Here is a 22,666-nt window from a genome sequence, read left to right as displayed (position 1 = left end):
GGCTGGCTGCGACGGATCGGCTACTCCGGTTCCTCGGAGGGCTCCGGTTCGACCTCGGTGACGAACGCGAGCAGTTCCTCGCCGGTCACGTCCAGCCCCTGTCTGGTGAAGAACGTCGCGACGTTTCGGCAGTCGCGTTCGAGGAACTCCCTGGCGTTGGGGTGATGGACCGTCACTGCCTGTCCCATGTCGATGACGACGAGTTCGCCGTCGTGGATGATGAGGTTGTACTCGGAGAGGTCGCCGTGGACGAGCCCCGCCGAGTAGAGCCGGCGCATGTACTCGCGAACCACCTCGTAGGCGGTCTGGGGGTTCTCGACGTGAACCTCCGCGAGCCGACGGGCGCGGTCCTCGACCAGTCCGACGAGTTCCATCACGAGGACGTTCCGCTCGACTGCGATCGGTTCGGGGACTCGGACGCCTGCCAGGCGCGCGCGCTTCAGGTTGGCAAACTCCTTGCGGGTCCAGGCGAGCACGACCTCCTTTTTGTCGTTGCCGATCCCCTCGAAGCGAGGGTCGCCCTCGAGGTAGTCGCGCATCTGCCTGAAGTTGGAGGTAGTGATCCGGTACACCTTGATTGCAACCTCGCGGTCGTCGCCCAGTGCCTCGTAGACGTTCGCCTCCTTGCCGGTGGAAATCGGGCCGCCGAACGCTTCGACGTGGCCGTCCTGGACGAGCTTGTAGATGGCCGCGAGCGTGGCGTCGTCGAAGACGTTGCCTTCGACTTTGAACTGCTCGGTGTCCTTGATCCGCTTGCGGAACTCGTCGAATGCGAGGTCCTGCCGGCGAACGATGCGGTCCGCCTCGGTGTCGGAGACGTCGATCGACTCCCACTCGTCGCCGAACGCCTCGCCCTCCTCGGGGTCGAGCAGCCCGAAATCCTCTGTCATTCGGTCCACCTACGTCGGGACGCGTGAAAAGTGTGGAGACTCTCGTGGATGGGTCGCGGCTACTTTTATCCCGTCCTCCCGCGGCTGTGAATCGTCGCGGGAGAAATCCCGCGTCCCTCGGCTGTTCCACTGCCGAGGGACACGTCCCGTAACGCCTTTGGGGGGCAGGCCCCCCCACGCTACTGATGGGAACCCGCGCTGGTGATCGGCGGTGAGAGTCGCGGAGGCCGTCCCCGAATTCGCCGACGCCTTCGAGTTCGACGAGTTCAATCGGATGCAACGCGAGGCGCTGCCGGCGCTTCTGGAACGGGGGGACAACGTCGTCGCCGCCGCGCCCACCGCCTCCGGCAAGACCGCGCTCGCGGAGCTGGCGATCTGTCGCACGCTCGCCGACGGCGGCACCGCGCTGTTTCTCGCTCCCTTGCGCGCGCTCACCAACGAGAAGGAACGCGACTGGGAACGGTTCGAGCAGTTGGGCTACTCCGTCTACGTCGTCACCGGCGAACGCGACCTGAATCCGCGTCGCGCAAAGCGGGCCGACATTCTGGTGATGACTCCCGAGAAGGCCGACTCGGCGACCCGGAAACACGAGTCGCCGCGATACGCCTTTATCAGGGACATCGACTGCTGTGTCATCGACGAGGTTCACCTGCTGGATTCGGACCGCCGCGGAAGCGTGCTCGAGGTGACCGTCTCTCGGCTCCGCCGGCTGTGTGACCCCCGGATCATCGCGCTGTCGGCGACGATGTCCAACGTCGAGGACGTCGCCGACTGGCTCGACGCTCCGCCGGCGTGTACCTTCCAGTTCGGCGACGACTACCGACCCGTGGATCTCCACACCGGCGTCAAAACCTACACCCACGGGGAGAACGCCTTCGCCGACAAGTACCGCCGGCTCTACCGTGCGCTGGACCTGGCGGAGCCGCACCTCCGGGAGGACGGCCAGGCGCTCGTGTTCGTCTCGTCCAGACAGGACACCGTCCGGGCGGCCGAAAAGGCGCGCGACGCACTGGCAGAACGGGACGTCCCGATGGGCGCACGTGGGGACTACGAGTTCCACCAGGAGGCGGAGGCGCTGTCGAACGACCGGCTCCGGAACTCCGTCCTCGACGGCGTCGCCTTTCACCACGCCGGGCTGGCGAAGGACGACCGCGACATGATCGAGCGCTGGTTCCGGGAGGGCCACGTCGAACTGCTGTTCTCGACGTCGACGCTGGCGTGGGGTGTGAACCTGCCGGCGCGGTGTGTGGTCATCAGGGACACGAAGTACCACGATCCCCTGGAGGGCGAGACCGACATCAGCCCGCTGGACGTCCTGCAGATGATCGGCCGCGCGGGGCGTCCCGGCTACGACGACGTCGGCTACGGCTGGGTGGTCTGTGATCGGTCGGACGCCGACCGCTACCGGACGCTGTTAAAACGGGGCAAGCCGATCGAATCGCAGCTCGCAGAGGACCTCCCGGCCCACCTCAACGCCGAAATCGCGATGGGGACGATCGGCGACCTCGAGGACGTGATGTCCTGGCTGGAGACGACCTTTTATTACGTCCGGGCGGCCTCCGAGCCGGCGGAGTACGGGTTCGACGGGCTCCGCGACCGGGTCCGGGAGACGCTCGACGACCTCGTCGAGCGAGGGTTCGTCGAAACCGAGGAGCTCGCGGTCGCACCCACGGAGCTGGGTCGGCTCACCTCGAAGTACTATCTCCGTCTGGAGACGGCTGTCCGGTTCCACGAACTCGGCGGCCGCGAACGGCTCGCGGTCGGGGACGTCCTCGAGACCGTCGCCGGAGCGGCGGAGTTCGACTCCGTGTCCGCCAGGCAGTCCGAGCGTGACGCCATCGACGCAGTGCTCTCGGACGTCGACAGCTCTCTCGAGGGCGGGAACCGGAAGGTGCTCGCGATCCTGTATGCGGGGACGAACGACTCGATTCCGGCAGACCTGAGCGCAGACGCGTGGGTAATCCGACAGAATGCGCTCCGGTTGCTCGCTGCGCTGTCGGAGTTCCTCCAGCGGTTTGCGGGCCCCCGTGCGGCGAACCTGGCACGGCGGATCGAGGCCAGGGTCGATCACGGGGTCTCCCGGCGGGCGGTGCCGCTTTCGGCGATCGAGGGGGTCGGCGCCGGCCGCGCAGAGCGGCTCGCGGACGCAGGCTTCGAGTCGCCCGCCGAAGTCGTCGCCGCCGGGACCGAGGAACTCTCCGCAGCGGGACTGTCCGACGGGGTCGCATCGCGGATCGTCGACGCGGCCCGGGAGCTGCCGCGGATCGTCGTCGAGTGGGGGGAGTTCCCCGACGACATCGACCGCGGAGCCCACGAGATGCACGAACTGACGGTCCGGAACGTCGGCGGAGGGGCCCAGGTCGGAATCCGCGTCACCGTAAACGGGACCGAGATGACCGCGAAGTCGGTGTACCTCTCGGACGCGTCGACGGTCCCCGCCGCGGTGTTCGGTGCACCGGAAGCAGACGAACTCGAGTACGTCCTCGAGGCGACGTTTCCGGAGCTACCGTTGATGCCGGTTCGCGCGACCCGGACCGTACAGATCCGTTGATCGGCACCAGGCTGGGCCGCTTTCGATGGTCGTGTGTCCCGGTGACGGTGAACCCGAAGAGAGGCAACGCCTGCCTTCGACGAAGCCTTATACCGACTCGCCCGTTTCACACCGAGTATGCACACGGAAACGACCGCCGTCTCTCGTATCGACTGGGAGGTGTCGTCGTGACCGCCCGCGACGGCCCGGAGGCCGATCTGCAGGCGGACACCGACGGCGGCCAGGTGGCGTCGACGTCGACTCACACCGTTCGACTCGAGCTTGCAGACGAGCCGGGTGAGCTGCTCCGGGCGCTCAGCCCGATCGCGGACAACGGGGGCAATCTGCTTTCGATCTATCACGAGCGCGGAAACATCACCCCACGGGGGCGGATCCCGGTCGAAATCGACCTCGAGGCGCCGGACGACCGGTTCGAGGGCATCGTCGACGCGCTCCGGGACGCCGGCGTGAACGTCATCCAGGCCGGCACGGAACGGTACAGCGAAGAGCTCACGGTCGTCCTCGTGGGGCATCTGATCGACACCGATCTCTCGGATACGCTCCGTCGGATCGAGGACTGCGAGGCGTCCTCGGTGGCCGACGTTTCGCTTTCCGCACCGGAAGGGACCGAACGGGCCTCCAGCGCTCGGGTGCGCCTTGCGGCTCGGGCGGGCGAGACCGAGCGGGCACTGGAGACGGTGCGGGAGGTGGCCGACGAGAAGGGGTTCGACGTCGTCGAGCCGCTCGTGGGGGTGGAGCCGTGAAACTCGCGATCCTCGGGTTCGGCGCGGTCGGCCGGTCGGTTGCCGAACTCGCCGGCGACTACGGACACGCCGTCACGGCGATTGCGGACTCGACGAGCGCCGCCCTCGCAGGGGACGGAGAGGGAGGCGTCGACGTCGACGCCGTCTGCGACAGAAAGGACGATACGGGCGGTGTCGGCGACGCGGATCCCGACGACGTGCTCGCAGCCGACTACGACGTTCTGGTGGAGGCGACGCCGACGACGCTGGGCGACGCCGAACCGGGGTTCTCTCACGCGGCGGCCGCCCTGGATCGGGACAAACACGTCGTGCTCGCGAACAAAGGTCCCGTCGCGGAACGGTACGGCGACCTCGCCGAGCTGGCCCGCGAAAGCGCCGGTGACGTGCGGTTCGAGGCGACCGTAGGTGGTGCGATCCCGGCGATATCAACCGTCGAGGATGTCGGTCCCGCGCGCGTGTCGGCCGTCCGCGGCGTGCTCAACGGGACCGCGAACTTCATCCTCACCCGGATGGCCGCCGAAGGGCTGGATTACGACCACGTCCTCGCGGAGGCACAGGATCTCGGTGTCGCGGAGGCGGACCCCTCATTCGACGTCAACGGGACCGACGCGGCGCTGAAATGCGTGATCCTGGCGAACGTACTCTCGTTCGGCGTCGCCGACGATCCCGGCGACGCCAGGGAGTTTTCGCTTGCGGATGCGGACGTCGAGGGGATCGAAAACGTGCCCGGCAGCGCGCTGGAACTCGCCGCCGAGGACGGCCGAACCGTCCGGCTCGTCGGCGAAGCGAGCCGGGAGTCGGTCCGGGTCGGTCCCCGGCTCGTCCCCGAAAACGGGACGCTCGCAGTGACCGGCACTCAGAACATCGTCCAGCTGGACACCGACTACGCCGGTCGCCTGAACGTGAGCGGCCGCGGCGCCGGCGGGCCCGAAACCGCAAGCGCCGTGCTGGCGGACGTCGGCCGGCTCTCTTAGGGGCGGTCTTCGGTCGGCGACAGACGTAACAGATATATTATATTTGGTACCCTCCACCACGTCGTCTCGGAAAAAACCGCAAGATGGCGTCGGGGTGTGCTGTAGTGCGTATCGAAACCGTTTTAGTGGAATCAACCGAAAGAACCCCTACACAGCGCCTTAGCGCGTGATTACCCATGAGTGACAAACCGCACCAGAATCTGGCCATCATCGGCCACGTCGACCACGGCAAGAGTACGCTCGTGGGCCGTCTCCTCTTCGAAACGGGGAGCGTTCCCGAGCACGTAATCGAGCAGCACCGAGAGGAAGCAGAAGAGAAGGGCAAGGGCGGATTCGAGTTCGCCTACGTGATGGACAACCTCGCCGAGGAGCGAGAGCGCGGGGTCACCATCGACATCGCCCACCAGGAGTTCGACACCGACGACTACTACTTCACCATCGTCGACTGTCCGGGTCACCGTGACTTCGTGAAGAACATGATCACGGGCGCCTCGCAGGCCGACAACGCGGTGCTCGTCGTCGCGGCCGACGACGGCGTCGCGCCCCAGACCCGAGAGCACGTCTTCCTGGCCCGCACGCTGGGGATCGGCGAGCTCATCATCGGCGTCAACAAGATGGACCTCGTCGACTACGACGAGGCGAAGTACAAGGAGGTCGTCGAGGAGGTCAAGCAGCTCCTCAAGCAGGTCCGCTTCAAGGCCGACGACGCCACGTTCATCCCGATCTCCGCCTTCGAGGGCGACAACGTCGCGGAAGACTCCGGCGAACTGGACTGGTACGACGGTCCGACCCTGCTGGAGGCGCTCAACGACCTTCCGGAAGCCGAGCCGCCGACGGACGCGCCGCTTCGGCTCCCGATCCAGGACGTCTACACTATCTCCGGCATCGGGACGGTCCCGGTCGGCCGCGTCGAGACGGGGATCATGCACACCGGTGACAACGTCTCCTTCCAGCCGTCGGACGTCGGCGGCGAGGTGAAGACGATCGAGATGCACCACGAGGAAGTGCCCGAGGCCGGCCCCGGCGACAACGTCGGGTTCAACGTCCGCGGCATCGGCAAGGACGACATCCGCCGGGGCGACGTCTGTGGTCCCGCCGAGGACCCGCCGTCGGTCGCGGAGACGTTCACCGCCCAGATCGTCGTGATGCAGCACCCGAGCGTCATCACCGCCGGCTACACGCCGGTGTTCCACGCCCACACCGCGCAGGTGGCGTGTACGATCGAGTCGATCGACCAGAAGATCGACCCGGCCTCCGGTGAGGTCGCCGAAGAGAACCCGGACTTCATCAAGTCCGGCGACGCCGCGGTCGTCACCGTGCGCCCGCAGAAGCCGCTCAGCATCGAACCGTCCTCGGAGATCCCGGAGCTCGGCTCCTTCGCCATCCGCGACATGGGTCAGACCATCGCCGCCGGCAAGGTGCTCGAGGTCAACGAGCGATAATCGATGCAGCAGGCACGCGTCCGCCTCGCCGGTACGAGCCCCGAGGACCTCGACGACATCTGCGCCGACGTCCGCGAGATTGCCGACTCCACCGGCGTCTCCCTGTCGGGACCGATCCCGCTTCCGACGAAGACGCTGGAGGTGCCGGCACGGAAGTCCCCCGACGGCGAGGGCACGGCGACCTGGGAGCACTGGGAGATGCGCGTCCACAAGCGTCTGATCGACATCGACGCCGACGAACGCGCGCTTCGTCAGCTCATGCGCATTCAGGTGCCCAACGACGTGAGCATCGAGATCGTCCTGGAAGACTGAAGCGCTAAGGCGTCACACGGGCGCCAGCCCGTCTCACACGCTATCTTCTCCGTATTTTTCCGGTCGTAGCCTCGCCGCTCCCGTGAATTCGACTCTTCGGTCACTGCCTGGGTCACCGCTCCGGCGACAGCCTCGGCCACTTATATACCGTGGGTCGTAACGGGAGGTGTGTCGTCGCTCCCTCGCAGCCCCACGCTCGAGACGCTCGGCGCGTTCGCCGTCGTGTATCTGCTCCAGCGACTCACGGCGCTGGCTGGGCTTGCAGCGTACCTCTTCGTGCTGTCGGCACCGGTGACTGTCGCACCGTGGACGTTGATCACGAGCGTGTACGCCCACGCGGATCTCGCCCACTTGCTGGGGAACGCCCTCGCGCTCGCGATCGTGGGGCCGCTGGTGGCGCGCCGGACGACCCGGCTCCGGTTTCACCTGTTTTTCGTCTCGACGGGGGCGGCCGCCGGGATCGCGGAGGTGTGGTTCGGCGGGCTCGTGGGGGCGCGGGCGGTACTGGGCGCCTCCGGGGCGGTGTTCGCGCTGCTGGGGTATCTCTTGGCCGGCAATCGGATGTCGGCGGCGCTGTTCGACCGGGTCGAGGTGAGCCCTCGGCTGCAGCTGGCGCTGTTCGTCGCCGTCGCGGTCGTGGTTACGATCGCGACCGGGGGGCCGGGCGTGGCGCTTTTGGCTCACTTCACCGGATTCGTGATCGGCCTGATCGCCGGACGGCTCCGGCTCCTTTCAGTGGCGGATGGAAACAGAAGGTACAAGTGAGCCCGACGACTTCGATCGTATGCGGGCTCGTAGATCAGTGGTAGATCGCTTCCTTCGCAAGGAAGAGGCCCTGGGTTCAAATCCCAGCGAGTCCATCGGAGCGACCGAGTTTTACGAGGGAGCGAGAATGGACGAGCTGAGCGTCCGCCTTGCGGACGCGTGGATTTGAAGCCCTGGAAGACGCAGCGCCGAGCGAAGCGAGGCGACCGTCTTCCTCTGGGTTCAAATCCCAGCGAGTCCATCCCACCTTTTTACTTCGGGTCCTCGCTCACTGCGTTCGCTCGAACCGCTCGTAAAAAGCTGGACCAAAAAGCCGGACGCTCGACCGCCGGTCTCGCGTCCGGTGAACCGCGCTCGCGTCGCTCGCGCGGAGCCTACGCCCCTTTCATGAACGTCGCCACGGTGTCGTAGGTGAAAAACAGGATCGACCCGATGGCGATGAGCCCGACGACGACGAGCAGGCCCCACATCAGTACCGTGGTCAGTGTACCCAGCATATCTCACAGTTGTCGTAGCGGCCTCAAAAAGCCCATCACTCGTGAGTGAACGGACGTCGAAACGGTCGTGATCCGTAGCTACGGTCGCGGCACCTGCGGGATGGTGCGTCGGCCGAATCAATATTCACAAACAATAGTTATGGTTATTCCCGGCCCCTCCAAAGGGTGTATATGGAATCTGATCCCGTGCGCGTGGGGGTGTTGAGCCTGCACGACAGCAAGGAATCGAAGGCGATCTGTAACGCTGTCGAGGCGCTGGGCCATCACCCCGAGTGGCTCCGCGAGCCGAATACGATCGTGCACATGCGAGACGGAGCGATCCGACTCGAGCCCGACGTCGACGTCGTCGCCAATCGACTGTTGCTTTCGAGCACGGAACAGCCCGCCGAACACGTCGGGATCGCGGAGACGATCGCTGCGCTGCGGCCGACGCTCAACGATCCCCACGCGACGGCGCTTGCGACCCACAAGATCGCGAGCGCGGCGCGACTGGTGAACGCCGGCATTCCGATCCCCGGTACCATCTTCGCGCTGAGTGGAGAGCTTCTCAACCGGCATCGGGAGACGTTCGGCCCGGAAGCGGTGTACAAGACCGCGATCGGGACCCACGGTGGCGGTGCCTGGAAGGTCGACACCGCCGAGTCGCTCAGCCCGGTGGTCGGACAGCGCCGGGCGTTTCTACAGGAGCTGATTGGGATGAACGATCGCCCCCCTCGTGACCTCCGCGTGTACGTCGTCGGCGAGGAGATCGTCGGCGCGATGGTCCGGCACGCCGCCGAGTCGGAGTGGCGAACCAACGTCGCCCGGGGCGGCCGTGTCGAGGGCTGTACCGACAGCCTCCCGAAAGCGGCGGCGGCCTACGCGCTCGAGGCGACGGCGGTTCTGGGCCTGGATTACGCCGGCGTGGACCTCATCGAGGGGACGGACGGTTGGCACGTGCTCGAAGTGAACCCCACCGCGGGGTTCCGGGGGCTCTACGAGGCGACCGAAACCAGCCCGGCCCCCTACATCGCGAAGCTGGCGATCGAACGCGGCGGCGGGTCGGTCGACGACGACCAGGTGGCCGACCTGGCGGCGACGCTCGACGACTCAGTCCCGTCCTGTATGCCCGCAGACGAGCCGGAACGCTACGTCGATCCCGCCGTCATCGGCTTCACCGAGCACGTCGTCGTCACGGGAACCCGGGGGACCAGAACCGTCGTCGGGAAGTCGGACACGGGTGCCGACCGGAGCTCGATCGATCTCCAGCTGGCCGCCGATATCGGGGCGGGACCGATCCACACCGTGAGCAAGGTCCGGTCAGGCTCCCAGAAGAAGGGCCGATCACGCCCGGTCGTAGACATCGTGCTCGGGATCGGCGGCACCCAGCACACCGTCGAAGCCAGCATCGCGGACAGGGCCCACATGAGCCATCCGCTGTTGCTCGGTCGCGACGTGTTGAAACATTATCACCTGGACGTGAGCCGCCGAATCGACGACCCGAAACCCGTTCGGCGTCCCGAGGAGTGAGACTGGTTACCGCTCGGATCGGTCCGGCAGTCCACGCGTCGGCAGGCCCAGCTCCGATTGCACGAGCTGTATCGCCTGCCGGGTCGCGCGGGTCGACGCCAGGTACCCGCCGCCGATGGCGGCTTTCAGCTTCCGGGCGGGCTGTCCGGTGAGAACCTGTCCGCCGACGACAGCCACGGCCTCGTCTCCGACCGAGACTGCCCATCCAGGCACCGAATACCGGTACCGCTCGAGCGACGGCTCGAACTCGGTGGTGTCATCGAGAGCGTGCTCGACCAGTCGCGTGAGGTTCTCGGCTGCAGTCTCGCTGGCCCGGATGGCCGCCGAGGCCGTCGCCGGAACCGACCGTCCGTCGGCGTCGACGATCCGGCCGGCGTCGCCGACGACGAACGTCGACTCGGAGAGCCGGAGGTCCGCACGTACCGTCGGTCGTTCCCCCGCGGTCGCGTCCGGTCCTCGAATACCCCCGGCCCACACGAACAGGTCTGTTTCGAGGGTTCCCGCGTCGGTCTCGACCGCGTCGGCGGTCGCCTCGCGCACCGGCGTTTTCGTTCTGACGTCGACGCCGTGGTCGACGAGTGCTGCCCGGATCGCTCGCTGGAAGGCGGAGCCGAACCCGGGGGCCAGCGTCTCTAGCTGTTCGAGGAGCACGATCTCGATCCGACCCGCGTTCGTCGCATCGGTTCCGTTTGCTGGTCCGACCGGGACGCTCCGTTCTCGGGCGAGTGCGGCGAGTTCGCCGGCGATCTGGATGCCCGAGAGCCCGCCGCCACCGACCACGACCCGCCTGGTCTCTCGGGGCTCGAGAGTCTCACACAGGTCGAGGAACCGATCTCGGATCGAAAGCGCGTGCTCCTTCCGCTTCAGCGGGAGCCCGTGCTCCTTTACCCCCGGGAGGTCGTAAAACGCGGTCTCGGAGCCGAGACAGACGGCACCGTAATCGTACGCCAGCGTCCCGTCCTCGCGTGCGACCTCCGGAACCTGTCCGTCCCGAAACGTCGCGAGGCCGGCCTCGGGATCGATCCCGTCGATGCTTCCCGTCACCACCCTGGCGCGATCGAGCACCGATCCCAGCGGCACCTCGATCGCGTCGATCACGGCCGGGCGCCGGATCACGCGGTGGAGCTCGTGACGAACGAGATGTGTTTCAGTCTCGTCGACGAGCAGCAGTTCGACCGAATCCGGAAGGCTCGATTCGAGCCGCTGTGTGAGCGTCAGTCCTGCATAGCCCGCGCCGAAAACCACGACTCGCATACCCGAAGGGAGGTGCCGCAGCCTCTTGAGCCTCCGGGCCCGACCGGCGAAACGCGCGGCGGTCGAGCGAACACTTAAAACAGTGCGTCGCCCGGACCGAGGACCTCCGCCGGCCCGCCGACGCTCCAGACCTCGGTGTCGACGCCGATTTCTGCGATCCGCTCTTCGACCCTGTCCTCGTAGCCCTCCTGGGTGTTCACGTAGACGGATGCGCCCGTGTCCGTCGAGAAATAGACTGGGACGTCTTCCTCCTTTCGGAGCTCCCGGACCGCGTTGAAGACGGCGATCGTCTCGGGCTGCCAGTACACCCACCCGGATGGTCCGGTCATCGTCGCCGCGGTGAGGGAAAGCGAGTCGTGTTCGGCGAGCTCGAAGATCCGGTCGAACGATCCCTCCCGGAGCGCGTCGCGCATCTCCCCGAGCTGTTCGTGGATGTGCGCCAGCCGCGCCTGAAACATGTGACTCTCTTCGGCTTCCTCGTGGGCCCGTTCGGTCTGTTTGAACGCCGGCACGTGCACCGCGATCGTCCGGAGGTCTGTCTCCGGATGGAAGCCGTCGTCACCCGTGCCCGTCGGGAGCCGCCGGGAGATGCAGTCCTCGTCGTTGAGACCCGCAAACAGCTGGGAGTAGGCGCCGGTCACCGACCGCGCCGCCGAAAGCGACCCGCGCCGTGCGACCGCGGAGATCTCCTGCCGGGAGAAGTCCAGCCCCGCAGCTTCGGTCAGCGCAAGCGCCGCCGCCGCAAACCCCGACGAGGAGGAGCCGAACCCGATGTTCGACGGGAACGAGTTCTCCGACTCGAACCGGACCGGGTGATCGATCCCGGCGAGGTCCCGCACGTGGTCGACCACCAGTTGGATCCTGTCTTCGGCGTGCCCGTCGACCTCCTCGCCGTCGATGTAGAAGACGTCCTCGGCGGCGTCCGGTTGCCACTCGACGGTCGTCGTGGTGTGTGTGGGTGCGGTACACACGGAGATACTGTCGTGGTACGGGATCCGCGGGTCGTTTTGCTTGAGTCCGTGATACTTCACGAGCCCCTGGATGGGGTGTGCTCTCGCTGTCGCCTTCATCGTTTATCGGGTTGGAGGCGGGAGAGCGGTTAGTCGTTCCGTTTCGTGTGTCGTCTGCGGGAACCGTTCGACGCCCCCGACGCGCGCAGGCAGTGACAAGAGTTTTGCTACACCTGACCGAAGCGGTTCGACATGGCCGAGTACACGGTGGAGTTCGCCGGCACCGGCGAACGCGTTCGGGTGTCGGACACGCAGACGATTCTCAACGCCTGTATCGAGGAGGGTATCGCCCACGAGTACTCGTGTCGCGTCGGCATGTGTCTCGCCTGTTCGGCGCGGATCCTCGAGGGCGAAGTGGCCCAGCCGGCCGCCATCGCCCGTGGGCTCACCGAACAGGAAGCCGAAGAGTTCGCGTTGACGTGTATGGCGCGTCCCCAGTCGGACCTGCGACTCAGACGCGGCGAGTACCCGCCGAGCATCGACGGCGACGAACGCGAGCCCGCATCCGGCGAGGAAGCCGCAGGCGCCGACGACTGACGATTCTATCCACGTTCGTGGGTGTCTCTTCGAGATCCGATACCCGTGAGATTCAAGTCGATGTCACACGCGGTGTACAGTGATGCGTCACGACCATCTCATCTCGGCGGCACAGCTGTCCCGGTCGGACGTCGAGGCGGTGCTCGACCGGGCTGGCGACGTTGCCGACGACCTCGGGGCCTCCCGGGACAGCTGTCCCGGCCTCGTCCTCGGGCTCTGCTTTTTCGAGCCGAGCACGCGGACGAAGATGAGCTTCGATGCGGCCGCAAAGCGTCTCGGTGGCAGTACGATCGACATGGGGTCGGTCGAATCCTCGTCGGTCACCAAGGGGGAATCGCTGGCTGATACGGTGCGGGTCATCGAGGGATACGCCGACGCGATCGTGCTGCGCCATCCAAGCGAGGGGGCGGCGAAACTCGCGAGCGAGTTCGTCGACGTGCCGGTGATAAACGCGGGCGACGGCGCCGGTCAGCACCCGAGTCAGACGCTCCTGGATCTGTACACGATCCGGGAGGAGCACGGTCTCGACGATCTCACGGTCGGGATCATGGGAGATCTGAAGTACGGGCGGACCGTTCACTCGCTGGCGTCGGCGCTGGCGAACTTCGAGGTGAGCCAGCACTTCATCAGCCCGGAGTCGCTTCGACTTCCCCGAAGCGTCCGGTTCGATCTCCACGAGGCCGGCGCACAGGTCCGGGAACACACCGATCTCGAGCCGGTGTTGTCGGAACTGGACGTCCTGTACGTGACCCGGATCCAGAGAGAGCGGTTCCCCGACGAGACCGAGTACCGCGCCGTCGCCGGCGAGTATCAGATCGACGCAGAGACGCTCGCGGCCGGGCCAGACGATCTCACGGTCATGCATCCGCTCCCGCGGGTCGACGAGATCGCCCCGGACGTCGACGAGACAGACCACGCGAGCTACTTCCAGCAGGCCCACAACGGCGTCCCCGTGCGGATGGCGCTTCTGGAGATGCTGCTGGAGAACCACGGGTGAGTTCCACAGTACCATGAGCGACCACCAACTCCGCGTTTCGAAGATCCGGAACGGCACCGTCATCGATCACATCGCGGCCGGCCAGGCACTCAACGTGCTCGCGATTTTGGGCATCGACGGCTCGGATGGCCACGGCGTCTCGATCGGGATGAACGTCTCCTCCGACCGGCTCGGCCGGAAAGACATCCTGAAGGTCGAGGACAGGGAACTGAGTCAGTCGGAGGTGGACGTGCTCTCGTTGATCGCGCCGGAGGCGACGATCAACATCGTCCGCGACTTCGACGTCGTCGAGAAGAACCGCGTCGAACGCCCCGACCGGGTGTCGGGGCTGCTCTCGTGTCCGAACCACAACTGCATCACGAACGCCGACGAGCCCGTCGAGACCGCTTTCGACGTCATCTCCGACGGCGTCCGGTGTAACTACTGCGGGACGATCATCCACGAGGGGATCGCCGAGCATCTCGCGGTGGAGTGAGTTTCCCCGACACGGACCGGGGACGCCGAAGCGTTTTAGCCGCCGGAGGTTGGAGGTACGCGTATGTCCACGAAAGCGAAGTTGCTCCTGGTCGTCGTGTTCCTGATCCTGGTGTACGTCCTCTTTTCGGGCGACAAAGAGCCCGTCGAGGTCGAGGTGCAGGAGTAACGCGGTTGGATGTACGGAGTCGTCACACGGAACGAAGACGAGGCGGATTGGCCGGAGTTCGACCGCGGGTTCTACGAGGTAAAAGACGTCTCCGGACGGGGCGGCGAGCCGCTCGCCGGCGCGGTCAACATGGTGTCGTGTTTCGGTGACAACGCCGCCGTCCGGGGTGACCCGTCGCTTGCGGCGGTCGATGCTGACGGCGAACCCGCCACCCGGGAACGCCCGTACTTCGACTGGTCGTACGTCTGTCCGACTCACGAGCGCTATCGCGAGGGGCTGCTCGAGACGATCGCGGACTGTGCCGCCGTCGAACCCGACGTCAGGCTCGACGACGTCGGGTTCCCCCGGGAGGGGTACTGCCGGTGTGAGCGGTGCAACCGGCTGTTCGAGGAGAGTCCGCACGACGATCGCGACGAGTGGCGCGAGGCAGTGATCACCGAGTTCGTCACGGAGGCGGTCGACCGGATCCCCGGCCGGTCGTATCTGACGCTGTACCCCGACCCGTACCCCGATCACCTCTCGAAGCGATCGGGACTGGACGTCGACGCGCTCGCGGAGGTCGTCGACGAGTTCGTCGTTCCTCTCTACGATCTGGACTACGGGACGACCTACTGGCTCGAGTCGATCGCCCGCGGGTTCCGGTCCCGGCTGGGCGGCTCGTACGACCCCGACGGGGAGCCACCGGCGACGCCGTTCTCGATCGAACTGTACGCGGTCGACGTCGAGATCGAAAACCTCCAGCACGCGACGGAGGTCACAAACCGGTACGCCAAGGACGTCTTCTTCGGCTACGACGCCTCGCAGGCGGCGGCGACGATCCGCCGAATCCGGGCGGAGGAAAGCGACGAGGGAAAGACACACCGCCCGGACGAATGACGACATTCCGCCCGGACGAATAAAGACCCCCCTGAACGTAGGCGTCGGCATGAACGGAATCGGACCGCCGCTCGTGACGCCGTTCGACGAGGCTGGCGACGTCGATTACGGACGGCTCCGCGAGCTCGTCGACTGGATCGAGAGCCGGGGTGTCGACTTCCTGGTGCCGTGTGGATCGAACAGCGAGGCGGAACTCATGACCGCCGGAGAGCGGACGCGGGTGATCGAGACGGTCGTCGAGGAGGCGTCGGTGCCGGTGGTCGCCGGCACCGGGAGCCCGGGGCTCCGGGAGACGCTTTCGGCGACCCGCGCGGCGGCGGACGCCGGTGCCGACGCCGCTCTCGTCGTCACGCCTTTTTATTACGACCACGATCAGGCGACGCTGGAGGCGTACTATCGGGAACTCGCCGGCGACGCGCCGCTGCCGATCTACCTCTACTCGGTGCCGGCGTACACCGGCGTGCGGCTGGAGCCGGACACTGTCGGTCGCCTCGCGACGCACCCGAACGTCGTCGGGATGAAAGACTCCCACGCGTCGCTTCCGGAGTTCGTCCGGACGAAGCGGCGGGTCGCCGAAGCGATCGCCGACGCCGGCGGCTCTGCCGGGGAGTTCGACCTCCTGATCGGGAGCGGGAGCGTCCTCGCACAGGCGCTTTCCGCCGGCGGGGTCGGGGGCGTGCTCGCGCTGGCGAACCTCGCGCCGGCGGCGACAGTCGAGGTGTTCGAGGCTCACAGAAACGACCCCGAGCGCGCCAGACGCCTGAACGAGGATCTCGTGGAACTCAACACGGCCATCACAGCCGATTACGGCGTCCCGGGTCTGAAGTGGGCAATGCGGGAGCGGGACGCGCCGGCAGGGTATCCCCGGTCGCCACACCGGGAGCCCGACGCCGAGGCGAGGGGACGGCTGCAGGCGTTGTTGGCGGAGCTTTGATCGGTATCAGTCGCCCCCGAGGATGCCCCGGTGGGTCATCTTCTCCGGATCGAGCACCTCGTCGGCTTCCTCCTCGGTGAGGTGCCCCTCCGCGATGGCGACCTCACGGACGGTCTTGCCCTCCGCGAGCGCCTTCTTGGCGACCTTCGCGGCGTTGTCGTAGCCGATCGCGGGGTTGAGCGCCGTCGCCAGTGCCATCGCCTGTTCGACCTGATCGCTGCAGTGCTCCTCGTTGGCCTCGAGCTTCGCGACGAACCGTTCGCCGAACGTTTCGGCGGCGTTTGCGAGCAGCTCACTCGACTGCAGGAAGTTGTGCGCGAGCACCGGCTTGTAGAGGTTGAGGTCCAGCTCGCCCCGGGCCGCGCCGGCCGAGACCGCAGCGTCGTTGCCGACGACCTGCTTGTGCACCTGGTTGACCGCCTCCGCCACGACCGGGTTGATCTTGCCGGGCATGATGCTGCTGCCGGGCTGGTTTTCGGGCTGTTCGATCTCGCCGAGCCCGTTTCGCGGCCCCGACGCGAGCAGGCGGAGGTCGTTTGCGATCTTGTTCATCGAGCCGGCGACCGTCCGGAGCGCACCGTGGGCCTCGCCCATCGCGTCGTGGGCCGCCTGCGCCTCGAAGTGGTCGTCGGCCTCGCGGAACTCCGTACCGGTCTCCTCGGAGATGTACTCGGCGGCCAGTCCCGGGAAGTCGGGATGGGTGTTCAGCCCGGTGCCCGTCGCAGTCCCGCCGAGCGCGAGTTCCCGGAGGTGATCCTGGACGTCGGTGACGCGTTTGATCCCCTTCTCGATCTGCGTGCGGTAGCCGCCGAACTCCTGGCCCAGCCGGACGGGGGTGGCGTCCTGGAGGTGTGTCCGCCCCGTTTTCACCACGCCGTCGAACTCCGCCTCCTTTTCGGCGAGTTCGGCCTGCAGCGTCTCGAGGGCGGGCACGAGGTCCTTCTCGACGGCCTCCAGGGCGGCGACGTGCATCGCCGTCGGGATCACGTCGTTGCTCGACTGGCCGTAGTTGACGTGGTCGTTCGGGTGGACGACCCGGTCGCCGATCTCGGCACCCATGAGCTCGGCCGCCCGGTTGGCGATCACCTCGTTTGCGTTCATGTTCGAGGAGGTGCCCGAGCCGGTCTGGAACACGTCCACCGGGAACTGATCGTCGTGTTCGCCAGCGATCACCTCGTCTGCCGCCTCGACGATCGCGTCGGCGACGTCCGCCTCGAGGAGGCCCAGCTCGCGGTTCGCCTGTGCGGCGCCTTTCTTCACCACGCCGAGCGCACGGACGAACCGTCGCCCGAACGTGATCCCCGAGATCGGGAAGTTCTCTACTGCGCGCTGGGTCTGGGCCCCCCAGTAGGCGTCCGCCGGTACCTGCATCTCGCCGAGACTGTCCGCTTCGGTTCGGTAATCCTCACCCATAAATCGAACCTCCGCCGGACGGCGAGTAAAAACTACCTACATCGATCAGATATCCGATGGATCGACCGACGAATCCCGTCGGCGTCCGGTCGGCTACGCGCCCCCGCCGAACTCCTCGTACTCTGCGGGGGTGTACGTCTTGATCTCCAGGGCGTGGATCTCCTCGGTCATCCAGTCGTCGAGCGCGTCGTACACGAGCTGGTGTTGCTCGACGAGCGAGAGCCCGTCGAACGCAGGGGAGACGACGACGGCCGCGAAGTGTTCGTCCTCGTGATTCTCGTCGTATGTCCGCGGTCGCGAGACGGTCGCCTCCGCGTCCGCGATCGCCTCCTCGATCCGCGCCTCGATTGCCTCGACGTCCATGCCAGAAGGGACAGGGTCGGAGGGGTATAAGGGGCGGGGTCGGAGGAGTATAAGGGACAGGGTCGGATTACGACCGGAGCGCCACGACGAGGAACGTCTCGTCGCGCTCCTCGCCCCGGACGACCCGAAAGCCCGCCTCTCCGAGCGCGTCGGCGGCCGCCGCGAGGTCCTCCCGTTCGTCGACCGGCGGGCCGGATTCGCCGTCGCCGCGGCCCGACCAGTCGACGACGACGAGACGCCCGCCCGGGCGGATCACGCGCGCGAGTTCAGCGAGCGCGCCGTCGCCGACGAACTCGTGGTAAGTCATCGTCGAGGCCGCGCCGTCGAGTTCGTCGTCCGAAAACGGCAGGTCCGACACGTCGGCCGTGACCGGCTCGACGGAGCCCGGGAGGCCCTTCTCGCGGTAGTACTCGTGCATCTTCGCCTGGACGTCGACGGCGTACAGCGTCTCGACGTCCGGCGCGATCAGGTCGGTATAAAAGCCGGTGCCGGAGCCGAGATCCGCCAGCGTCTCCCCCGACGCCGGACGGACCAGCGACCGGAACTCCTCGGCAGAGAGATAGCGGTAGCGTCCCTCGTCTTCCAGGTTCTCGGCCTTCTCGATGTCGAAGGTGTGATGGCCCATACGCGACGGTGGGACGCCGGGAATATAACCGGCCGGTCGCGAGGTCGGCGCGTCCCGGCGTCGGTCACCGTCGCAAGCGGACCGTCAGTTTGTCGGATTCGGTGCCGTCTTCGTCGTCCCGGGGGTCCCCCCCGTTCCGGTAGTCGAGTTCGACGAGCCCGTCGTCTTCCAGCCCGGAGAGCAGGTCACCGAGCCACTCCCGACCGTGGTCGCCCGCCGGCGAGTAGTCGACGCGCACGCGCGGTCCGAGTTCGTCGAGTGCGAGTTCGTCGTACTCCGAAAGCGCCCGAATCACCCGTCCACGGAACTGCCGGCGGCTCCCCTCGAAGCTCGGCTGTTCGGGGACGTCCGGCGCGGTGAAGTCGCCCGTTTCGTAGGCGCGACACCACTGTCGCCACGGACAGCCCGCTTCGTCGCAGTGTGGCGTCTGCCCACAGGCGACCCCGCCGAGTTCCATGATCGCGTTGTTCCAGGCCCGGGACTCGCCCGGCGGCATGAGCCGCGTGGCGACCCGTTCGAACGTCCGGTCGTCGTCGGGGACTGAAAAGGCGCGGTACAACACTCGTTTCACGTTCGTGTCGACGACGGCGTCGCCCGCGTTGAACGCGAACGACGCCACCGCGTTGGCGGTGTAGGGCCCGACGCCCATCAGCTCCTGGAGATCCGCGGGCGTTTCCGGAACGTCGCCGTCGAACTCCTCGAGGACCTGGTTTGCGGCCTCGTGGAGGTAGCGCGCCCGGTTGTTGTACCCCAGCGAGTGGTCGCTCCAGAACGCGACGACGTCGGCCCGGTCGGCCTCGGCGAGGGATTCGACCGTCGGCCACTCCTCGAGGAACGCCTCCCAGGCGTCTATCACCCGGTCGAGCTGGGTCTGCTGGCTCATCACCTCCGAGACGAGAACCGGGTACGGGGCGGTCGTCTCCCGCCACGGGAACTCGCGGTGGTCCGATTCGTACCACTCGATGAGGGCGGTTTGGATCGGCTTTAGATCCGACGGAAGGGCGATTTCGCGCTCTTCGGGATCGGAATCGGGAGTCTCGCGCTCGGCGGGGTCGGCGTCGTCGCCGGCGTCCGGCATACGCGTTCGGAGGAGGGCTCGACGCTAATGAGTGTGGCCATCTCGTGTTCGAAGCTCCTCACTCCCAGATGCCGGGTTCGATGCCGAGATGCCGGACCGTGAAGGGATACAGAACGACGATTACCAGTGCGAGCCCGAACTCCGCTGGGAGGGAGACGTCGCCCAGATACATCCGGAGGGCGGCGACGCTGATCACGATGAGGAAAAGCATGGCGAAGTAGTGGGGTATCAACTCGAGTATCATACGGGAGTCGACCATGGCGTCGGGGTGGACGAGGGCGGCGAATTTATAAAGCGTGTCGGTTCACTCACCTCGCTTGCGGCTTCGCCGCTCGCTTTTCGAGGCGCTCGCTGTGCTCGCGCCTCGCATCTCACGGGCACGGTGGGATTCGAACCGAAATCAGACGTGCTCGCTCGCGTCGCTCGCTGCGCGCGACTGATAGGCTTCGAATCCCACCTCGAGAAAGTTCGACACGGCTCGCTTACGCTCGCCGGTCTTACGGACCCGGTGGGATTCGAACTCGATGGCGAGACTCACTGCGTTCGTCTCGCGTAGTTCGAATCCCACCTCGAGAAAGTTCGACACGGCTCGCTTACGCTCGCCGGTCTTACGGGCACGGTGGGATTCGAACCGAAATCAGACGTGCTCGCTCGCGTCGCTCGCTGCGCGCGACTGATAGGCTTCGAATCCCACCTCGAGAAAGTTCGACACGGCTCGCTTACGCTCGCCGGTCTTACGGGCACGGTGGGATTCGAACCCACGACCATCGGATGTCTTCCCCACCCACCAACCTGGACGGGATAGAAGTCCGACGCTCTATCCTGGCTGAGCTACGTGCCCTCACTACCGGATTACCTGCCGTCGATACAAAAGGGATTTGGGTCCGGGCCACCGAAGCGGACGGTCCACATCCGTGTATATAAGTCCACGACGCCAGTAGAACCCCTCGATGAGAGTTATCGGGACTGTCGGCCTGCCGGGCAGCGGGAAAGGCGAGGCTGCGTCCGTGGCCCGCGAGGAGGGGATCCCGGTCGTGACGATGGGCGATGTCATCCGCGAGGAGTGTCGCGACCGCGGGCTCGACCCGGCCGAACACCACGGCGAGGTCGCAAAGGCACTCCGCGAGGAGAACGGCCCGGACGCGGTCGCGGAGCGGTCGCTCCCGCTGATCGAACGCGAACTCGACACCGCCGAGACGGTGCTCGTCGACGGTCTCCGATCGATGGTCGAGGTCGAGCGGTTCCGGGAGGCGTTCGGCGACGGCTTCCTCCTGGTCAGTATCGAGGCGCCGTTCGAGCTTCGTGTCGAACGGCTCGGCGAACGCGGCCGGGACGCCTCCGACGTGAAAACCGAAGCCCTGCGGGCCCGCGACGAGCGTGAACTCTCCTTCGGCATGGGCGAGGTGATGAACCAGGCCGACCTCACCGTCGAGAACACCGACTCTCTCGAGGCGTTTCGACGGACGGTCCGTCGGATCCTCGAGGACGGACCCGAGGCGATCGAACAATGATCTACAGCATCGACGTCCACATCGAGGCACCCGTAAACGACACTGAAGTGACCGACCGGGTCGCCGACGCGATCCGAAATCTGTTCCCGGACGCCGAGATCGAACAGCAACCGGGTCGGCTCGTCGCCGAAACCCACACGCTGGATCCGCTTTCCGACCGGCTCCACGAACAGGAGATCCTCGACACTGCGCGTCGGGAGTTCCTGAAAAACGCACGCAAGGGCGGCTTTTCGTTCCGGCTCAAAAAGCAGGCGGCGTTCCAGGGCGTGATCAACTTCGCCGTGGGGAACCCGGACGAACTCGGCGACGTCGAGGTCGACGTGATCGTCCGCGAACCCGACGTCGAGACGTTCCTCGACCACGTCGTGCCGGAGACGGAGGACGGCCAGCCGGTCGATCCCGATCGAATCGGGGGAGAGTAATCCCGCTATCGGGAGCCGGCAAAAAGCTGGAGTTATACCGCCGGAAGCCCAACCAACCGGCGATGGGAATCCTCGAGGACAAAGACCGCGCGCGGCTGTTTTACAAGTACCTCTCGAAGGTGTACGACCGCGTGAATCCCTTCTTCTGGACCGAGGAGATGCGGGCGGAGGCACTGGAGTTGCTCGACATCCAGCAGGGCGACCGGGTGCTCGACGTCGGCTGTGGCACCGGGTTCGGAACCGAAGGGCTGCTCCAGTACACCGACGACGTCCACGGGCTCGATCAGAGTCGCCACCAGATGGAGAAGGCGTTCGAGAAGTTCGGCAAGCACGACCGGGTGGCGTTCTACCGTGGGGACGCCGAACGGCTCCCGTTCGTCGACGACAGCTTCGATTACGTCTGGTCGTCGGGCTCGATCGAGTACTGGCCCAATCCGGTGACCGCCCTGCGCGACTTCCGGCGCGTGGTCGAACCCGGTGGTCAGGTGCTCGTGGTGGGGCCCAACCACCCGACGAACCCGATCAAGGCACGCATCGCCGACGCGATCATGCTGTTTTACGACGAGGAGGAGGCCGACCGGATGTTCCGCGAGGCCGGCTTCACCGAGATCGACCACCACGTCATGGGGCCGCCGCGGAACCCCGACGTCGCGATTACGACCGTCGCTACCGTCCCGGAGTGAACGTCCGGAACTCGAAATCACTCCACGGATCTCACCTCAATCCCGTCCGTGGCACGGTCCCCGGTTCAGTCCCCCTCTGCGGTCGTCTCCAACGTTGCCACCGGTGTGCTCCCGACGTACACCTCGATCTCGACCAGAGAGCCGTCATCCACCGTCGGTTCGTTCGTGCCGGCTACCTCCAGCGAGGCAGACTCCCCAGCCCGCCAGGTCGGCTCCGCCGCCGGGTTGAACGGTCCCGTCGGACCGCTTTTGAACCCCTCCGCAGAGAAGAACGGTACCGGCGGCTGTCGAGCCAACTCTTCGCCGTCCACGCGAACCCGAAGCCGGAGCTCCCGCACGTCGAGTGTGTCGCCCCCCTCGTGACGTAGCTGGATTCGTCCCTCGCCCGTCGCCGATGCGGAAAGCGACGCCGATGCTGTCGATCCGAACCCGAGCTCCTCGGAGTCGGGGGACTCGGCGTCGAACCCGTCGGTCCCGAGTACGCCACTTCCCAGCGCGGCCGCGCCGACGCCGGTCGAGAGCGCGACCGCGAGGCCGACGAGCAACACCACGCCGACGGGGGCACTGGCGCGGACGCCGTTCGGATCGCGGGAAGGGGGGATCGACACGTGAACGGCTCCCGCGTCCCCGGATAAAA

General features: G+C 66.5%; 26 protein-coding genes and 2 tRNA genes. 16 read left to right on the top strand and 12 right to left on the bottom strand.

Annotation, left to right across the window (positions count from 1 at the left end):
- Positions 1–20 precede the first annotated feature (20 nt).
- Positions 21–890: a serine/threonine-protein kinase Rio1 gene (gene rio1 / locus AArcCO_RS13210; RefSeq protein ID WP_259533969.1), complete on the bottom strand. Its 870-nt coding sequence runs from the start codon at positions 888–890 to the stop codon at positions 21–23.
- A 211-nt stretch (positions 891–1,101) separates the two neighbouring features.
- On the opposite strand from rio1, the gene AArcCO_RS13205 reads away from it, so the two are divergent.
- The 7 genes from AArcCO_RS13205 to AArcCO_RS13175 all read left to right on the top strand — a co-directional run bounded on the left by AArcCO_RS13205 (position 1,102) and on the right by AArcCO_RS13175 (position 7,772).
- Entirely contained in the window at positions 1,102–3,441 is a 2,340-nt protein-coding gene (locus AArcCO_RS13205; RefSeq protein ID WP_259533968.1) for a DEAD/DEAH box helicase, read from the top strand.
- A 167-nt stretch (positions 3,442–3,608) separates the two neighbouring features.
- Positions 3,609–4,184, top strand: coding sequence for an amino acid-binding protein (locus AArcCO_RS13200; RefSeq protein WP_259533967.1), 576 nt, complete (start codon positions 3,609–3,611; stop codon positions 4,182–4,184).
- A complete protein-coding gene (locus AArcCO_RS13195; protein WP_259533966.1) occupies positions 4,181–5,158 on the top strand; it encodes a homoserine dehydrogenase in 978 nt (325 codons plus the stop codon). The genes AArcCO_RS13200 and AArcCO_RS13195 overlap by 4 nt, the downstream gene beginning before the upstream one ends.
- Before the next feature lie 176 nt (positions 5,159–5,334).
- Positions 5,335–6,600 (top strand): translation elongation factor EF-1 subunit alpha, encoded by a 1,266-nt coding sequence (gene tuf / locus AArcCO_RS13190; protein WP_259533965.1) that lies wholly within the window; start codon positions 5,335–5,337, stop codon positions 6,598–6,600.
- 3 nt (positions 6,601–6,603) lie between these two features.
- On the top strand, positions 6,604–6,912 hold the full coding sequence (gene rpsJ, locus AArcCO_RS13185) for a 30S ribosomal protein S10 (RefSeq protein WP_259533964.1): 309 nt from the start codon (positions 6,604–6,606) through the stop codon (positions 6,910–6,912).
- 168 nt (positions 6,913–7,080) lie between these two features.
- A complete protein-coding gene (locus tag AArcCO_RS13180; protein WP_259533963.1) occupies positions 7,081–7,677 on the top strand; it encodes a rhomboid family intramembrane serine protease in 597 nt (198 codons plus the stop codon).
- 23 nt (positions 7,678–7,700) lie between these two features.
- A tRNA-Ala gene (locus AArcCO_RS13175) sits at positions 7,701–7,772 on the top strand.
- Between the two features lie 279 nt (positions 7,773–8,051).
- Here the strand turns inward: AArcCO_RS13175 and AArcCO_RS13170 are convergent.
- A complete protein-coding gene (locus AArcCO_RS13170) occupies positions 8,052–8,174 on the bottom strand; it encodes a hypothetical protein (RefSeq protein WP_259533962.1) in 123 nt (40 codons plus the stop codon).
- 171 nt (positions 8,175–8,345) lie between these two features.
- Between AArcCO_RS13170 and AArcCO_RS13165 the strand changes: the two genes are divergently transcribed.
- Complete coding sequence (locus tag AArcCO_RS13165; RefSeq protein WP_259533961.1) at positions 8,346–9,683, top strand: RimK family alpha-L-glutamate ligase; 1,338 nt, start codon at positions 8,346–8,348, stop codon at positions 9,681–9,683.
- A gap of 6 nt (positions 9,684–9,689) precedes the next feature.
- Here the strand turns inward: AArcCO_RS13165 and AArcCO_RS13160 are convergent, their stop codons facing one another.
- Together AArcCO_RS13160 and mvaD are read right to left on the bottom strand one after the other, a co-directional pair.
- Entirely contained in the window at positions 9,690–10,937 is a 1,248-nt protein-coding gene (locus AArcCO_RS13160) for an NAD(P)/FAD-dependent oxidoreductase (RefSeq protein WP_259533960.1), read from the bottom strand.
- A 74-nt stretch (positions 10,938–11,011) separates the two neighbouring features.
- Positions 11,012–12,007, bottom strand: coding sequence for a phosphomevalonate decarboxylase MvaD (gene mvaD, locus AArcCO_RS13155; protein ID WP_259533959.1), 996 nt, complete (start codon positions 12,005–12,007; stop codon positions 11,012–11,014).
- A gap of 132 nt (positions 12,008–12,139) precedes the next feature.
- Here mvaD and AArcCO_RS13150 point away from each other — a divergent pair, with 132 nt between their 5' ends.
- From AArcCO_RS13150 to AArcCO_RS13130, 5 genes are all read left to right on the top strand, one after another.
- On the top strand, positions 12,140–12,484 hold the full coding sequence (locus tag AArcCO_RS13150; RefSeq protein ID WP_259533958.1) for a 2Fe-2S iron-sulfur cluster-binding protein: 345 nt from the start codon (positions 12,140–12,142) through the stop codon (positions 12,482–12,484).
- Positions 12,485–12,566: 82 nt separating this feature from the next.
- The gene (gene pyrB, locus AArcCO_RS13145) at positions 12,567–13,481 is read left to right on the top strand and encodes an aspartate carbamoyltransferase (RefSeq protein WP_259533957.1); all 915 of its coding nucleotides are present in this window, start codon (positions 12,567–12,569) and stop codon (positions 13,479–13,481) included.
- Between the two features lie 13 nt (positions 13,482–13,494).
- A complete protein-coding gene (pyrI, locus tag AArcCO_RS13140) occupies positions 13,495–13,956 on the top strand; it encodes an aspartate carbamoyltransferase regulatory subunit (RefSeq protein ID WP_259533956.1) in 462 nt (153 codons plus the stop codon).
- A 177-nt stretch (positions 13,957–14,133) separates the two neighbouring features.
- Complete coding sequence (locus AArcCO_RS13135; protein ID WP_259533955.1) at positions 14,134–15,000, top strand: hypothetical protein; 867 nt, start codon at positions 14,134–14,136, stop codon at positions 14,998–15,000.
- A gap of 49 nt (positions 15,001–15,049) precedes the next feature.
- Complete coding sequence (locus AArcCO_RS13130; RefSeq protein WP_259533954.1) at positions 15,050–15,934, top strand: dihydrodipicolinate synthase family protein; 885 nt, start codon at positions 15,050–15,052, stop codon at positions 15,932–15,934.
- 6 nt (positions 15,935–15,940) lie between these two features.
- Here the strand turns inward: AArcCO_RS13130 and AArcCO_RS13125 are convergent, their stop codons facing one another.
- From AArcCO_RS13125 to AArcCO_RS13095, 7 genes are all read right to left on the bottom strand, one after another.
- Positions 15,941–17,347 (bottom strand): class II fumarate hydratase, encoded by a 1,407-nt coding sequence (locus AArcCO_RS13125; protein ID WP_259533953.1) that lies wholly within the window; start codon positions 17,345–17,347, stop codon positions 15,941–15,943.
- Between the two features lie 93 nt (positions 17,348–17,440).
- A complete protein-coding gene (locus AArcCO_RS13120) occupies positions 17,441–17,710 on the bottom strand; it encodes a BolA family protein (protein WP_259533952.1) in 270 nt (89 codons plus the stop codon).
- 67 nt (positions 17,711–17,777) lie between these two features.
- Positions 17,778–18,335, bottom strand: coding sequence for a class I SAM-dependent methyltransferase (locus AArcCO_RS13115; protein ID WP_259533951.1), 558 nt, complete (start codon positions 18,333–18,335; stop codon positions 17,778–17,780).
- Between the two features lie 64 nt (positions 18,336–18,399).
- On the bottom strand, positions 18,400–19,413 hold the full coding sequence (locus AArcCO_RS13110; RefSeq protein WP_259533950.1) for an HhH-GPD family protein: 1,014 nt from the start codon (positions 19,411–19,413) through the stop codon (positions 18,400–18,402).
- A gap of 58 nt (positions 19,414–19,471) precedes the next feature.
- Entirely contained in the window at positions 19,472–19,672 is a 201-nt protein-coding gene (locus tag AArcCO_RS13105; RefSeq protein ID WP_259533949.1) for a hypothetical protein, read from the bottom strand.
- A 141-nt stretch (positions 19,673–19,813) separates the two neighbouring features.
- Positions 19,814–19,999: a hypothetical protein gene (locus tag AArcCO_RS13100; protein WP_259533948.1), complete on the bottom strand. Its 186-nt coding sequence runs from the start codon at positions 19,997–19,999 to the stop codon at positions 19,814–19,816.
- Positions 20,000–20,150: 151 nt separating this feature from the next.
- Positions 20,151–20,254 (bottom strand) — tRNA-Arg (locus AArcCO_RS13095).
- Positions 20,255–20,363: 109 nt separating this feature from the next.
- Between AArcCO_RS13095 and AArcCO_RS13090 the strand changes: the two genes are divergently transcribed.
- From AArcCO_RS13090 to AArcCO_RS13080, 3 genes are all read left to right on the top strand, one after another.
- Positions 20,364–20,924, top strand: a complete 561-nt coding sequence (locus tag AArcCO_RS13090; protein WP_259533947.1) for an AAA family ATPase — start codon at positions 20,364–20,366, stop codon at positions 20,922–20,924.
- Positions 20,921–21,346: an RNA-binding domain-containing protein gene (locus AArcCO_RS13085; protein ID WP_259533946.1), complete on the top strand. Its 426-nt coding sequence runs from the start codon at positions 20,921–20,923 to the stop codon at positions 21,344–21,346. The genes AArcCO_RS13090 and AArcCO_RS13085 overlap by 4 nt, the downstream gene beginning before the upstream one ends.
- 62 nt (positions 21,347–21,408) lie before the next feature.
- Complete coding sequence (locus tag AArcCO_RS13080; protein ID WP_259533945.1) at positions 21,409–22,029, top strand: methyltransferase domain-containing protein; 621 nt, start codon at positions 21,409–21,411, stop codon at positions 22,027–22,029.
- A gap of 65 nt (positions 22,030–22,094) precedes the next feature.
- Here AArcCO_RS13080 and AArcCO_RS13075 read toward each other — a convergent pair whose 3' ends face one another.
- Positions 22,095–22,577 (bottom strand): type IV pilin, encoded by a 483-nt coding sequence (locus AArcCO_RS13075; protein ID WP_259536446.1) that lies wholly within the window; start codon positions 22,575–22,577, stop codon positions 22,095–22,097.
- Positions 22,578–22,666: the final 89 nt, after the last annotated feature.

Source organism: Halalkaliarchaeum sp. AArc-CO (genome assembly GCF_024972735.1).
Taxonomy (GTDB): domain Archaea; phylum Halobacteriota; class Halobacteria; order Halobacteriales; family Haloferacaceae; genus Halalkaliarchaeum.
Note: the sequence above shows the minus strand (reverse complement) of the source record. Positions and strands in the feature narration are given on the sequence as shown.